The sequence below is a fragment of the Erwinia pyri genome (assembly GCF_030758455.1).
Classification (GTDB): Bacteria; Pseudomonadota; Gammaproteobacteria; order Enterobacterales; family Enterobacteriaceae; genus Erwinia; species Erwinia pyri.
The window spans coordinates 3,919,549-3,933,180 of the sequence record NZ_CP132353.1 but is presented as its reverse complement, the minus strand read 5'-3'; the positions used below and the strand labels follow the sequence as shown (position 1 = coordinate 3,933,180).

The following is a 13,632-nucleotide window of genomic DNA, read 5'->3' as shown; positions in this document are numbered from 1 at the left end:
CTGCTGCGAGGAACACCATGCGTAACTGGTCTTTGATCTCTGCCGTCTCTGTCGCGCTGATGGCGACGGTTCCCCTGGTCGCCCAGGCGCAATTTGCCTATGTCGGCAGCTATAATCCCAACGGCGAAGGGGTCTACCGTTTTCAGGTTGATGCCGCCAGCGGCGCGCTCAGCGGTAAAACGCTGGTCAGCGATCTGCCCAATCCTGCTCAGCTCACCATTGATGCGAAGGGCAAAACCCTTTATGTCGCCAGTGAGAGCGAGAAGGGGGTTGTCGTGGCCTATGCCATTGCGGCGGATGGCAGCCTGAGCAAGCTCAATCAGGTCAGTTCGCAGGGCGCGGGGCCGGTCTACCTCTCCCTGACGCCAGACGGGAAATTTCTGCTGGTAGCAAATTACGTTAGCGGCAGTAAAGCTGTGCTGCCGGTCAGGGCGGATGGTCGTCTTGCAGAAGCCAGTGACTCACAGCAGGATCAGGGCCCGCCGGGTGCAGGCAAGCCAGCAGCGGCAGTGGAGGGAAGCTTTGCCATCAGCGATCACAACGGTCCCCATGCGCATATGATCGCCAGCGATCCCACCGGTAAATTTGTCTTCTCAACGGATCTGGGACTGGATCGCCTTTATCAGTACCGACTGAGCAGCGACGGCAAATTGCAGGCTAACAGCCCGCCCTGGATTGCCGCCTCTTCAACCGGCGCAGGGCCAAGGCATTTTGTGTTCCACCCGGATGGCAAATCGATCTATTTGATCAACGAAGAGGCCTCCACGCTGACCCGTTATCTGCTGAACCGCAAAACCGGGAGGCTGACTGAAGCCGCCACCGTCTCCGCACTGCCTGCGGGCTATAAAGGCACCAGTTTTGCTGCCGGTCTGGCGATCGACAGAGCCGGTAAAAACCTCTATGTCGCCAACCGCTTACACAACAGTATCGGCCATTTTGCTATTGAAGCGAACGGCACGCTGAGTCATAAAGATGACGTGTGGACGCGGGGCGACTACACGCGTACCTTGACGCTGTCACCAGATGGTAAGACGCTGTATGCCATGAACCAGCGCAGCGATAACATCACCCGTTTCCAGGTGGATGCTGCCAGCGGTGCCCTGACGTTCAGCAATGATTACACCGCTGTGGGCGCGCCTTCGCAGTTAGTTTTAACACCTTAATGCTATTGTGGCCGGGGTCTTCCGGCCGCTTCAGGCTTCCCTGACAACAGGAACATTTGTGAGATTCCCTAACCAACGCCTTGCTCAGCTTTTTGATCTGTTACAAAACGAGACGTTGCCCCAGGACGAGCTGGCGCGACGCTTTGCTGTTTCCACGCGTACCGTCCGTACGGACATCACCACCCTGAACGAGCTGCTGGCCGATCACGGCGTGCGTTTTGTGCTGTCACGCGGTGAGGGCTATCAGCTAAAAATTGAGGATGCAGATCGCTACAGCCTGCTACAGCAGCAGTCACCTTCACATCTCCGGGTACCCCGCACTTCAGCCGCGCGCGTACATTATCTGTTAACCCGATTTCTTACTTCAGCCTTTTCTCTGAAGCTGGAGGACCTGGCCGACGAGTGGTTTGTCAGCCGGGCCACGCTGCAGAGCGATATGGCTGAAGTAAGAGAGTGGCTGGGGCGCTATCAGCTGGCAATTGAAACCAAGCCCCGCTACGGCATGAAGCTGTTTGGCAGCGAAGTGGCGATGCGGACCTGCCTGACCGATCTGCTCTATCAGATTGCCCAGGAGGACAGCGAAGATCCGCTGCTAAATCTCGAGGCGCTGAACAGCGGCATGCTGGGAACGCTTCAGCCGCTGCTGCATCAGTGTTTCAGCCGCTTCCATATCCGCATGACGGATGACAGCGAATTTTATCTGCGCCTCTATTGCGCCGTGGCGGTCAGACGTATCAGCGAAGGCTATCCACTGTCGGACTTCAGCGCAGAGGATGTGGATGAGGATGTGCGCGATGCCGCCCGCCATATCATCAATCTGATGCGGCCTATTACCGGCAAGGCGATTTCGCCTGCGGAAGAGGCCTATCTGCGTGTCAATATTGCCGCACGGCGGGTGGAGGAGATTGCGCCCAGCGCCATCAGCCCCGATGATGGCGAGTCGCTGGTGGACTATATCCTCAGCTACATCAACAACCACTACAATTTCAATCTGCAAAACGATCCTCAGCTGCGGGCGGATTTGCTGACGCATATCAAAACGATGATCACCCGCGTCCGCTATCAGATCAATATTCCCAACCCGCTGCTGAGCAACATCAAACAGCACTATCCGATGGCTTATGACGTTACCCTGGCGGCCGTTTCCAGCTGGGGGAAATATACCCCCTACGTGATTAGCGAAAATGAGATCGGTTTTCTGGTATTGCATATTGGCGTCGGGCTGGAGCGGCACTATAACGTGGGCTATCAGCGCCATCCGCAGATCCTGCTGGTCTGTGATACCGGCAACTCGACGGTACGTATGATTCAGGCCATGCTGACCCGTAAGTATCCGCAGATCGTTCTCAGCAGCATCATTTCGCTGCGTGAATATGAGCAGAAGAGCAGCGTTGAGGAGGACTTTGTGATCTCCACGGCGCGCCTGAGCGAGAAAGGCAAACCGGTGGTGGTGATGTCGCCTTTTCCCACGGAGTATCAGCTTGAGCAGATCGGCAAGCTGGTGCTGGTGGATCGCACCCGCCCCTATATGCTGGAAAAGTACTTCGATGCTGCGCATTTCTGCGTTATCGACCAGCCCATGACTCAGGCCACCCTGTTCCAGACGCTGTGCCAACAGCTGGAGCGGGAAGGGGTGGTGGAGAGCGATTTCTGGCCTTCGGTGGAAGAGCGTGAGGCGATTGTCAGTACCATGCTGGGCGAGGGGATTGCCTTACCGCACTCGCTGGGGCTGCTGGCGAAGAAAACGGTGGTCTATACCGTGCTGGCTCCACAGGGCATTGCCTGGGGTGATGAGACGGCTTACGTCATTTTTCTGCTGGCCATCAGCAAAACGGAGTATGAAGAGGCGATGGCTATCTACGATCTCTTCGTGACGTTTATGCGTGAAAGGGCGATGACAAGGCTGCGTGACAGCGGAGATTTCGCCAGCTTCAAGGCGGTGGCGATGGATTGTCTGAGCAGGCTTTGACTCTCTGCCTCTGCTGAAACATCAGGTTTTGGCGCCTGGTCGCTGCCTGCAGTGCCAGCGTGGTTTACGCTTGCGTGCAGGCCGGGGGAGCGGGACGTTAAGTCTCTACTCCACTCCGGCCTGTACGGGCGCGTTGCGCTATTTCAGAATAGTGAAGGCTGTGGTCACGTGCTTCACGCCGCTGACCCGACTGGCCGTATCTGCCGCCGCTTTCGCTTCAGCTTCAGTCACCAGGCCCAGCAGGAAGACTTCGCCATTTTCGGTGGTCACCTTCACATTGGACGATTTCACCTGGTCGCTGGAGAGCAGCTGTGAACGGACTTTGGTGGTAATCCAGGTATCTGAAGAGGCTGTACCGAACGACGCCTTATCGCCGGTGCGAATCTCGTTATACACCTCGGTTGCACCATCCACGCCTACGGCGATCTGTTTCGCACGGCTGGCTATATCCGCAGAAGGCGCCTGACCCGTCAACAGCACTTTGCCCTGGTAAGCGGTAGCAACGATGTGGGCATCCGTTTTGATTTGTTCATCTTTGGAGAGCGCATTGCTGACGCGCAGTTCTAAGGTGCTGTCATCCACCTGGGTGCCAACGGTGCGCGGGTCAGTGGCGGATTTGGTCGCTACCGCAGCACTGCCGATAACCGCTGCCACGCAGCCCTGTAACATCAGTGCGGTCAGCACCACGGCCATTGCAGATAATGCCTTCATTTAAGCTCCTTCAAACGTCCTGGTGGGGAAATAACGTGTTATCGATTAAATCGCACAGGCAATTCACGGTTAACATATGCATTTCCTGAATCCTCGCGCTTCTGTGCGAGGGGATGCGAATTTCCACATCCTGCGGTCCCAATAAACCGGCGAGCTCGCCGCCGTCATATCCGGTTAGCGCTATGATTGTCATGTCGCGCGTCACCGCTGCTTCTACGGCTTTCACAATGTCACGGCTGTTACCGCGCGTTGAGATAGCCAGCAGAATGTCGCCCGCATGGCCCAGCGCACGGACCTGCTTGGCGTAAATCTCTTCATGCAGCCTGTCATTGCCGATAGCGGTCAGCAGCACGTTATCCGCGCTGAGTGCAATCGCGGGCAGGCTGGGGCGCTCTGTCTCGTAGCGGTTGATCATGCTGGCCGCAAAATGCTGGGCATTGGCGCTGGAGGTCCCATTGCCACAGCTCAGAATTTTGTTGCCGTTTAACAGCGACTGTACCATCGTCATCGCGGCGTGAGCGATGGCATCCGGCAACGCCTCTGCGGCTGCAATCTGCGTCTGAATACTTTCGGTAAAACAAACTTTTATTCTTTCCAGCACTTCATTCACCTGGTAAGTCGTTGAGAGAGCACTACTCTGCCGTAAAGGCATTGGGTAACCAGTCGACCTGGGTGCCGGTTATCGCTACCACATCAAAGCGGCAGTCCGCTGTCTCCAGTGTGCTGTTGCGGCTTCGGAGCCACAGCGCCGCAGCACGGAGCAGCTTTTGCTGCTTGCTGCGGGTCACGCTGGCCGCCGCGCCGCCAAAAAGCGCGTTGCGGCGATAACGGACTTCGACAAATACCCATGTCATCCTGTCGCGCATGATCAGATCTATCTCTCCTGCGCGATAGCGGACATTTGCCGCCACAAAGGTCAAACCTGCATTCTCCAGCAGACGGCGGGCCTGCTGCTCATAGCCCGCCCCCGTTTGCTGGCGACTCAGGTTGCCGGAACGATTTGTCCCTGACGATACTGGCTCCATGTCAACTTCCTGTTGATAACGCAGTCCTGTGAAGCGCTCAGGTTGCCGGTTTCTCCTTTGATCTGGAAGCCTGGCAGCTGGCGCATTTCGTTAAAGTGGTTAGCCAGTGTCCAGGCATCCACGCCCATGGCATAGAGACGAACCAGCGAATAGTCATTATTGAAATTTTTCGCTGCCTGCTGCATCAGCGCAGGATTTGCGCCGGACAACAGAGGGGCATCGCTGAACTGCATCCCTTCCATCTCCAGACGGTAGTCCGGGCCTGCGCCTGCCTGATAGCTGCGCGAGCTGGCATACATCTGCACCATGTTACGGCTGCTGACACGCATAGAGATCATCGGCTTGATCAGCTCCATTTCGCTCTGCGTCGCCACGATATAGACCGCATCCACGCTGCCGTTGTCACCTGTGGTTGCTGCCGGTTCCTGCACCGGGGCTGGAATAGTCAGCCCGGCAATGGTCACGCCCTGCGGCTGCTCTGGCTGCGGCGTAATCGGCGTACCGGTCAGGCGCAAGCCTGCACCGCTGTTGATCCCCTGCTTCAGCTCACCAATGGAGCCGAACTGCTGCAGCAGGGCCGTGTTGCCGCCAAGCTTCTGCCATTCAGCCGCAAAGGCTTTGCTGACCCGGTCGCCCAGCGAGCTGCGTGGCACCAACAGCAGGGGCGAACGTTTACCCTGATCCCACATATGATGAGCGGCATCACGGGCTTCGTCTTCAGGAGAAAGCGCAAAATAGCAAAGATTCGGATGGTTCTGTACCGACTCTGGTTCGTTCAGCGCAAGGATATTGAGCGGCGTCTGAAGAGAAGCAAGTTTCTCTACATTGCTTTTAATCAGCGGGCCGACCACTAATGTGGCGCCATCCCGCTGCGCCTGCGCCAGAACCTGATCAACAGGCTGGGTGCTGGTGTCATACACCTGCACCTGCGTAGAGCTGGAAGGCGGCGCGGTGTCAGCTACGTTAGCGGATTGCGCGGCAGGTTGTGGCTGAGCAGGGTTGCTCTCCGGTGCGGCATTGGCGTTCGCTTCTGTCGGCGCGGCTGAAGGGCTTACTGCCGCAGCGGGATCTGCCGGGTTAGTGTCAGTCTGCGCGGCAGGCTGAGCAGCGGCATCTGTCGACGCAGGCGCACTGTCAGCAGGAGCAGGCGCGGCAGCCTGAGCCAGCACGCCATTTTTAGCGTCGTTGAAGCCTTTCTGGATCGCGTTGGCAAAAACCTGTGCCTGGCCGCTTAATGGCAGCAGCAACGCAATTTTACCGGTTGAAGACTGCTGGAAGTTCTGCACCTGGCTCAGCGCCGTTGGCAGCATTTTGGCCGCCGGATTGTTAGGGTAGCGCGTTTGCCAGTCGGCAAGGCCCGATTTTAACATATCCGGATCGTTGCTGTTAGCCTTGTAGACGCTCAATAAGTCTAACCAGCCCTGCAGAATGTTTTCGTCCGCGTTGATCACCATATTGTTGACCTGATCGGGCGTCAGCTGCACCAGCGTTTGCCAGGTGGCGTCGATATTTTTCTGCTTATCGGCCGGATTACCCAGCAGCGGCTCCTGCGCAATGTAGGCGCGAAGCACATCCAGAGAGGGACGCCCCTGGTTCACAGCAATCTGCAACTGATAGTAACGCGACTGCTGCTCTTTCGATAACGAAGCGACATCCACCTGTTTCAGCAGCCCTGTAGCGCCATTAACGTCCTGCTGCGTCAGCTTTAACTGCGCCTCTAACAGCAGGGCTTCCTGACGTTGCGTATCGTTCAGCGTCTGCGGCAGGCTGGAGAACTGGTCATTAGCCTGAGGGACCTTCCCTTCGTTAAGCAGCGCTTTGATTGCAAGTAATTGCCAGTCAACCTTGTTATCATCTGAGCTTTGCTGCATCTGTTGCAGGTAGTAGTCAGAGGTGCCTGTAGCTGCGCCCTGCACATTCGCCGTTGGCGTTTGCGGGCCCTGGCTGGTACACCCGGCAAAAAACAGGGCGGCCAGCAGAACAGGCATGCAGCGTCCTGCTTTGTTATGAATGACTTTCGAAGGAAGCATACTGTATCCAGTGATGTTTTTTTCAAGATGCTCAATATTAAATCGGCAATTCGGATCAAACAATGAAACAACGCGATGATATTTCTTCCAGCACGCTTTATATCGTTCCAACACCGATTGGTAACCTGGGCGATATCACCCAACGTGCGCTGGCGGTGCTTGCAGGCGTCGACCTGATCGCAGCGGAAGATACACGTCATACCGGGCTGTTGCTACAACATTTCGCCATCAATGCGCGGCTCTTCGCATTGCACGATCACAATGAGCAGCATAAGGCAGAAACGTTGCTGGCTAAGCTCCAGGAAGGGCAAAGCATAGCGTTGGTTTCCGATGCCGGCACGCCGCTGATCAACGATCCCGGCTATCATCTGGTCCGTCGTTGCCGCGAAGCCGGCATTCGCGTTGTACCGCTGCCAGGCGCCTGTGCGGCAATTACAGCATTAAGCGCGGCCGGATTGCCGTCCGATCGATTCTGTTACGAAGGATTTCTGCCGGCCAAAAGCAAAGGTCGCTGCGATACTCTGCGCGCCCTTGAACAGGAGCCCCGCACGCTGATTTTCTACGAATCCACCCACCGTCTGCTGGAGAGTCTACAGGATATGGTGACGGTATGGGGAACGGATCGCTATGTGGTGCTCGCCCGTGAGATCACCAAAACGTGGGAGAGCATTAAGGGCGCGCCGGTGGGCGAACTGCTGGCCTGGGTGCTGGAAGATGAGAACCGCCGTAAAGGCGAGATGGTGCTGATAGTGGAAGGATTCCATGCGGAGGAGGATGCGCTGCCCCCGGAAGCGCTGCGTACGCTGGCCCTGCTGCAGAAAGAGCTGCCGCTGAAAAAAGCAGCCCAGATCACCGCTGAAATCCACGGCGTGAAAAAGAATGCCCTCTATAAGTACGCCCTGGAGCAGCAAGAGGGGTGACAAACCGCGCGGAATACCCTATTATCCGCGCCGAAGCTGACCAGACAGTCGCCGCTTTGTTGCCGTCCTCCTTCGGGGGAGACAGACAGAGGGGAGGAAAGTCCGGGCTCCATAGGGCAGGGTGCCAGGTAACGCCTGGGGGGCGCAAGCCCACGACCAGTGCAACAGAGAGCAAACCGCCGATGGCCCACTTGTGGGATCAGGTAAGGGTGAAAGGGTGCGGTAAGAGCGCACCGCGCGGCTGGCAACAGTTCGTGGCACGGTAAACTCCACCCGGAGCAAGGCCAAATAGGGGTTCACCAGGTACGGCCCGTACTGAACCCGGGTAGGCTGCTTGAGCCAGTGAGCGATTGCTGGCCTAGATGAATGACTGTCCACGACAGAACCCGGCTTACCGGTCAGCTTCAACAATCAATGAAACCCCGCTCCGGCGGGGTTTTTGCGTTTCAGCAGCGTAGATGAAGATGAATGACTGTCCACGACGCTCTCCATGAAAAGAAAGCGGCTTACCGGTCAGCTTCAACAATCAAAGAAACCCCGCTCCGGCGGGGTTTTTGCGTTTCAGCAGCGTAGATGAATGACTGTCCACGACGCTCTCCATGAAAAGAACGCGGCTTACCGGTCAGCTTCAACAATCAATGAAACCCCGCTCCGGCGGGGTTTTTGCGTTTCAACGGGCAGGGTAACGCAAGCTTTCTGCTTTCTTCGTTACGGGAAAGAGGATTAGCAGGTAAACTTCAGGGATCGTTCGTAAATCCTTGTGGGGAGCAGAGTATGAATACGGGACCGCTTAACGAAGAGCAACTGGAATGGCTGGATGAAGTGTTGCTGGAGTATGGCAACGATGAATCGGTGCTCGATATCTCTGAGCTGGACGGCATGCTGACTGCGGTGCTCTCCGGGCCAAATAAGCTGGAGAACTCGGTCTGGCTCACGGCGATGTGGGGCGGACAGCAGCATATTCCCCGCTGGGCTGATGAAGCGGAAGAGGCCCGGTTCAACGACCTCCTGTTCCAGCACAAGAACGATATTGCTGAAAGACTCGCAACGGCGCCTGACCAGTTCGATCCGCTGTTTGGTTACAGCACCGTTGATGATGAAGATTACATCGTGGTGGAAGAGTGGTGCTTCGGCTATCTGCGAGGTGTGGGGCTGGATGACTGGTCAACCCTGCCGGAAACCCTGCTACCCGCACTTGACGCGATAGCGCTGCATGCTTCAGAAGAGGGGACTGCGATCATCGATAAAATGACGCCGGAAGAGTACGAACGCAGTCAGGCTGCGATCAGCCCCGCCGCATTGCAGCTTTATGGTTACTGGTCGGCGCTGCGTAAATCTGACGCCTGATTTTTACCGCTGTGCTGCATAAAGAAAACCCCGCGTCAGCGGGGTTTTGCTTTGATGATGAAATTTTTCCCTGGTGCTGCAATAGCTGCACACCAAAAACGCACAGCTCTGTTTTCGCCTGATTCTGTTTCAGGTCGCTAAGTTTCCCTGGTGCCGGCTTAAATTAAACAGGCAAATCAATAATCAGCGCGCGCAGCGGTGTCTCAGCTACCAGCGTCACGCTCTGTTCGTCACAGACAAAGGCACCGTCGCCACAGACTAACTCTTCTTTAGCCTGTGAGCTGGCAACTGCATTCAAACTGCCGTGGATCGACTGCACATAGGCGCGCGGCCCGTGAAGCTTCACGGTCTGCGTCTCTCCTGGCTTCAGCACCACGTGGTGAACCCAGACCTGCTGACGCAGCTGCAGGCTCCGCTCCGCGCCGTCAGGTGAAGCAAGCAGCATATAACGGGCCTTCTCAGCCATCGCTATCCGCTGCACTCCGGCGTTCTCACGCTCAGGACAGGCATCCAGCCACAGCTGCATGCGCGTCAGCTCCTGCTCTTTACTGAGATTGAATTCGCTGTAGCTTACGCCAGGCTGGGTAGACAACAGCAAAGCCTCGCCCGCACCGGCGGTGACATGATTGCCTTCGCTGTCACGATATTCCGCCTCGCCCTGCAGGATCAGGTTCAGTACATCGACCTTTGGATAGGTTCTTGGTTGAAAGGAAGCCCCTGGTGCCAGCACTTCCTGATTGAGCACGCGTAACGACGCATAGCCCAGTAATTTAGGGTCAAAATAGTGGCCAAAGGAAAAGGTGTAACGCGCTTGCAGCCAGCCATAATCAGCCTTGCCACACGCTTGCGCGGTGCGACTGGTAATCATATATCCTCCCCGGTCAGCGCATTTCGCTGACCGTTTATTATCCTTCTATGGTAAGTTTCTGGACGGCAGATTGTTAGCCAGTTAATCTGCTCGGTATATTCAAAATTCCTGACAGAGAACTGCTATGGCTAAAGACCGCGCCCTGACGCTGGAAGCGCTGAGAGTAATGGATGCGATTGATCGGCGGGGAAGTTTTGCGGCTGCGGCGGATGAGCTGGGCCGCGTCCCTTCTGCCCTGAGTTACACGATGCAGAAACTGGAAGAGGAGCTGGATGTGGTGCTGTTTGACCGTTCCGGCCATCGTACCAAATTTACCAACGTAGGCCGGATGCTGCTTGAGCGCGGAAGAGTGTTGCTGGAAGCGGCCGATAAGCTGACGACAGATGCTGAGGCGCTGGCGAGAGGGTGGGAAACCCACCTGACGATTGTTACGGAAGCGCTGGTGCCCAGCCGCCATCTGTTTCCGCTGCTGGATAAGCTGGCCGAAAAAGCCAATACGCAAATTTCGCTGGTCACTGAGGTGCTGGCGGGTGCCTGGGAGCGGCTTGAGCAAGGCCGGGCGGATATTGTGATTGCACCGGATATGCATTTTCGCGCCTCGTCGGAGATCAATACCCGCAAGCTCTACAGCATGATCAGCGTGATAGTTGCCAGCCCGGATCATCCCATTCATGACGAGCCAGAGCCGCTCTCAGAGGTCACCAGGGTGAAATATCGCGGGATTGCCGTCGCAGATACCGCGCGGGAGCGGCCGGTACTCACTGTGCAGCTGCTGGACAAACAACAACGGCTGACCGTCAGCTCAATCGAAGACAAGCACCGTGCGCTGCTTGCCGGGCTGGGGGTGGCTTCCATGCCCTATCCGATGGTGGAACAGGATATTGCTGAAGGCCGGCTGCGCGTTGTCAGCCCGGAATATACCCGCGAGGTTGACATTATCATGGCCTGGCGGCGTGACAGCATGGGCGAAGCAAAAGCCTGGTGCCTGCGTGAGATCCCAAAACTGATGGCAAAGCGAAACAACTAAACCGCAAGCAACGACGAAATCAAGGCCAGGCGCAGCAATCACGTGCCGTGCCGTGCCTGAATCAAGGCAAGGCGCAGTAATCTGGCCGCGTGCAACGGCGAAAGCAAGGTAAGGTACTCAAGCCGCCTGAAAACCGATAAAAAACGGCCTCCCTGGAAAAGGAGGCCGTTTTCGTTGCTGCCGGCAGCATAAAGATTAACGGAATCGCTCGTCGCGACCGTGCGGCTCATCCCAGTTGAAGGCGGGGCCGAGAGAGATCACCCCGGACGGGTTGATCGTTTTATGGCTGCAGTAATAGTGATGGCGGATATGCGGCAGATTGACCGTTTCTGCCAGGCCTGGCATCTGATAGATTTCCCGCAGGAAGCCATTCAGATTCAGGTAGTCACTAATACGGTGCCTGTCGCATTTGAAATGCGTCACGTAGACCGGGTCAAATCTTACCAGCGTCGTCCACAGCCGCAGATCGGCCTCTGTCAGCCTGTCACCGGTCAGATAACGGTGCTGGCCGAGCATTTGCTCAAGGCGATCCAGCGAGCGGAACAGCGCGGTAACCGCTTCATCGTAAGCCTGCTGGGAAGTGGCAAAGCCAGATTTATAGACGCCATTATTCACGGTGTCGTAAACCCAGCTGTTCACCTCATCAATTTTGCTGCGCAGATCGGCAGGATAGTAATCTCCCGCTTTTGCTCCAACAGCATCAAAAGCGCTGTTGAACATACGCAGGATGTCGGCAGACTCGTTGCTGACGATGGTATTTTGCTGCTTGTCCCACAGCACGGGAACGGTCACGCGGCCGGTATACTCTTTGTCCGCATGCAGATAGAGCTGATAAAGATATTCGTTTTGATAGAGGCTGTCGCCCGTGGCTGCCGGGAAGTCATCGTCGAATGTCCAGCCATTTTCCAGCATCAGTGGATGAACCACGGAAACGGAAATCAGTGATTCGAGCCCTTTCAGCGAGCGCATAATCAGCGTGCGATGCGCCCAGGGGCAGGCCAGAGAAACATAGAGATGATAACGATCTGCTTCAGCACGAAAGCCGCTGTTGCCGGTTGGGCCTGCTTCGCCATTCACAGTCACCCAGTTGCGGAATGCCGATTCCGAGCGCTTGAAACGTCCGCCGGTGGATTTGGTATCGTACCAGTTATCGTGCCAGACACCGTCAATCAGTTGTCCCATGATCCTTCCCTCATACAAATGAAAAAGCGAGGATCTCGTCTCCTCGCTTCGATGCTACTCAGTATAGCGGGTGTTTCTTACCACTTTTTGTTCAGGATGCGATCCAGGCTGATTGCGCCAGGGCCGGTAATGAACAGCAGCAGATAGCCACCGGCAATGCTCAGGTTTTTCATGAAGTTGATAGAGTTTCCATCCACAGAGAAATCAGCGTGGAAGACAAACGCAGTAATCAGGGTAAACAGGGCAGTCACGATCGCGGTAAAGCGAGTCAGAAGACCGAACAGAATTGCCAGGCCGCCGCCAAATTCAAGCAGAATAGTCAGGGGCAGGAAAAAGCCCGGAACGCCCATGTGCTCCATGTATTGCTGAGTACCGGCATAGCCGTTAATTTTTCCCCAGCCTGCGACAATAAACAGCACTGGCATCAGAATGCGCGCAACCAAAAAGCCGATATCTTCTAATTTTTTCATGATTCACCCTAACAAGTTTTATCAGGCAGGTAATTTTACCTGCGACGTTTTATTCAGGCCCGACGCGTGTTTACCGCTCAGTACCGTTCGTTGCAGGAGATAATATTCGCGAAAGGGGAGTATTGTAAGCGAGATAAACTGTCGATGTTCTTCAGGAAAATTGAATAGCAGGATCGATCCAGACGTTGCTGGACTCTGACGGGGGGAAGAAATAAAAAAGCCCCTCTCAGCGAGGGCTGAAGGGGCTAACGACGGGGAAGATAGGTACGAACCATGCGCCAGGTGCTCCACGCGCCAATGCCGCGCTTCGCCCAACGGGTAATAAAGCGCGGGTTGCGCACAGACCAGATAGCCATCAGGCCGCTTCCCACAGCCACATAGCGCCGCAGTCCAACCAGCGTCAGCCAGCCATGGTCATAGCGGGCCGTGCTGGCCAGAAAACGCTTTTTACCGGCGCTCAGGTCAAGCCGCTGCTGCTGGATTTCACGCAGCAGCTCTGCTTTGCGTTCATCACGCTCGCGGCTCATCAATCATCCTCCAGGAGCTTCCGGTCAGACTTCAACTCTTTACGGGTGACGCTTAACAACGTAGAGCGGCGTGATTTGGCTAGCGTCCAGAGTCCAAAGATAAGGGCCAGGGCAAACAGCACGGCGGTAGTGACGCCAATCGCCATCAGGCGATACTGTGCATCGACTGCCCAGATGATCAGCACCATCAGGCTCATCAGACCGAACGCGGTGAAGAGCATAGTAAGGCCAATCATGATCAGCATCTGGATCAGATTGGCTTTCTCTTCCTCAAGCTCGACCACTGCCAGCCGCACACGCGTTTCCACAATCCCCACTATGGTAGTGACGATACGCTGTCCGATGTCAATGACCCCTTTGCCGGGGCCGTGGCGTTGTTGAGAATCTGCCATA

General features: G+C 56.1%; 14 protein-coding genes and 1 other RNA gene. 6 read left to right on the top strand and 9 right to left on the bottom strand.

The features are described from left to right. Window positions 1–59: 59 nt before the first annotated feature. Window positions 60–1,163, top strand: a complete 1,104-nt coding sequence (locus Q3V30_RS18615) for a lactonase family protein (RefSeq protein ID WP_306213247.1) — start codon at window positions 60–62, stop codon at window positions 1,161–1,163. Between the two features lie 58 nt (window positions 1,164–1,221). Continuing rightward, window positions 1,222–3,132, top strand: coding sequence for a BglG family transcription antiterminator (locus Q3V30_RS18610; protein ID WP_306208318.1), 1,911 nt, complete (start codon window positions 1,222–1,224; stop codon window positions 3,130–3,132). Between the two features lie 138 nt (window positions 3,133–3,270). Here Q3V30_RS18610 and dolP read toward each other — a convergent pair whose 3' ends face one another. From dolP to Q3V30_RS18590, 4 genes are read right to left on the bottom strand one after another with little or no spacing between them, the layout of a single operon-like run. Continuing rightward, entirely contained in the window at window positions 3,271–3,843 is a 573-nt protein-coding gene (dolP, locus tag Q3V30_RS18605; RefSeq protein WP_306208316.1) for a division/outer membrane stress-associated lipid-binding lipoprotein, read from the bottom strand. Window positions 3,844–3,853: 10 nt separating this feature from the next. Beyond that, entirely contained in the window at window positions 3,854–4,495 is a 642-nt protein-coding gene (diaA, locus tag Q3V30_RS18600) for a DnaA initiator-associating protein DiaA (protein ID WP_412916637.1), read from the bottom strand. Beyond that, complete coding sequence (locus tag Q3V30_RS18595) at window positions 4,476–4,868, bottom strand: YraN family protein (protein ID WP_306208314.1); 393 nt, start codon at window positions 4,866–4,868, stop codon at window positions 4,476–4,478. Before Q3V30_RS18595 ends, diaA begins: the two co-directional genes overlap by 20 nt. After that, on the bottom strand, window positions 4,826–6,898 hold the full coding sequence (locus tag Q3V30_RS18590; protein ID WP_306208312.1) for a penicillin-binding protein activator: 2,073 nt from the start codon (window positions 6,896–6,898) through the stop codon (window positions 4,826–4,828). Before Q3V30_RS18590 ends, Q3V30_RS18595 begins: the two co-directional genes overlap by 43 nt. Window positions 6,899–6,960: 62 nt before the next feature. On the opposite strand from Q3V30_RS18590, the gene rsmI reads away from it, so the two are divergent. From rsmI to Q3V30_RS18575, 3 genes are all read left to right on the top strand, one after another. Next, window positions 6,961–7,818 carry a 16S rRNA (cytidine(1402)-2'-O)-methyltransferase gene (gene rsmI / locus Q3V30_RS18585; RefSeq protein ID WP_306208310.1) on the top strand — a complete coding sequence of 286 codons (858 nt, stop codon included), beginning with the start codon at window positions 6,961–6,963 and terminating at the stop codon, window positions 7,816–7,818. Window positions 7,819–7,850: 32 nt separating this feature from the next. Next, window positions 7,851–8,228, top strand: an RNA gene (gene rnpB, locus Q3V30_RS18580) — RNase P RNA component class A. Between the two features lie 364 nt (window positions 8,229–8,592). Continuing rightward, window positions 8,593–9,165, top strand: coding sequence for a UPF0149 family protein (locus tag Q3V30_RS18575; RefSeq protein WP_306208308.1), 573 nt, complete (start codon window positions 8,593–8,595; stop codon window positions 9,163–9,165). Window positions 9,166–9,328: 163 nt separating this feature from the next. On the opposite strand, the gene Q3V30_RS18570 is transcribed toward Q3V30_RS18575, so the two are convergent. Further along, complete coding sequence (locus Q3V30_RS18570; RefSeq protein ID WP_306208306.1) at window positions 9,329–10,033, bottom strand: pirin family protein; 705 nt, start codon at window positions 10,031–10,033, stop codon at window positions 9,329–9,331. A gap of 124 nt (window positions 10,034–10,157) precedes the next feature. On the opposite strand from Q3V30_RS18570, the gene Q3V30_RS18565 reads away from it, so the two are divergent. After that, the gene (locus Q3V30_RS18565) at window positions 10,158–11,060 is read left to right on the top strand and encodes a LysR family transcriptional regulator (RefSeq protein ID WP_306208304.1); all 903 of its coding nucleotides are present in this window, start codon (window positions 10,158–10,160) and stop codon (window positions 11,058–11,060) included. A gap of 195 nt (window positions 11,061–11,255) precedes the next feature. Here Q3V30_RS18565 and Q3V30_RS18560 read toward each other — a convergent pair whose 3' ends face one another. The 4 genes from Q3V30_RS18560 to Q3V30_RS18545 all read right to left on the bottom strand — a co-directional run bounded on the left by Q3V30_RS18560 (window position 11,256) and on the right by Q3V30_RS18545 (window position 13,631). Next, window positions 11,256–12,242, bottom strand: a complete 987-nt coding sequence (locus tag Q3V30_RS18560) for a glutathione S-transferase family protein (protein WP_306208302.1) — start codon at window positions 12,240–12,242, stop codon at window positions 11,256–11,258. Window positions 12,243–12,319: 77 nt separating this feature from the next. Continuing rightward, window positions 12,320–12,712 carry a DoxX family protein gene (locus Q3V30_RS18555; RefSeq protein ID WP_306208300.1) on the bottom strand — a complete coding sequence of 131 codons (393 nt, stop codon included), beginning with the start codon at window positions 12,710–12,712 and terminating at the stop codon, window positions 12,320–12,322. Window positions 12,713–12,957: 245 nt separating this feature from the next. Then, complete coding sequence (locus Q3V30_RS18550) at window positions 12,958–13,239, bottom strand: YqjK-like family protein (RefSeq protein WP_306208298.1); 282 nt, start codon at window positions 13,237–13,239, stop codon at window positions 12,958–12,960. Then, window positions 13,239–13,631 carry a phage holin family protein gene (locus tag Q3V30_RS18545; RefSeq protein ID WP_306208297.1) on the bottom strand — a complete coding sequence of 131 codons (393 nt, stop codon included), beginning with the start codon at window positions 13,629–13,631 and terminating at the stop codon, window positions 13,239–13,241. The genes Q3V30_RS18550 and Q3V30_RS18545 overlap by 1 nt, the downstream gene beginning before the upstream one ends. Window position 13,632 lies beyond the last annotated feature (1 nt).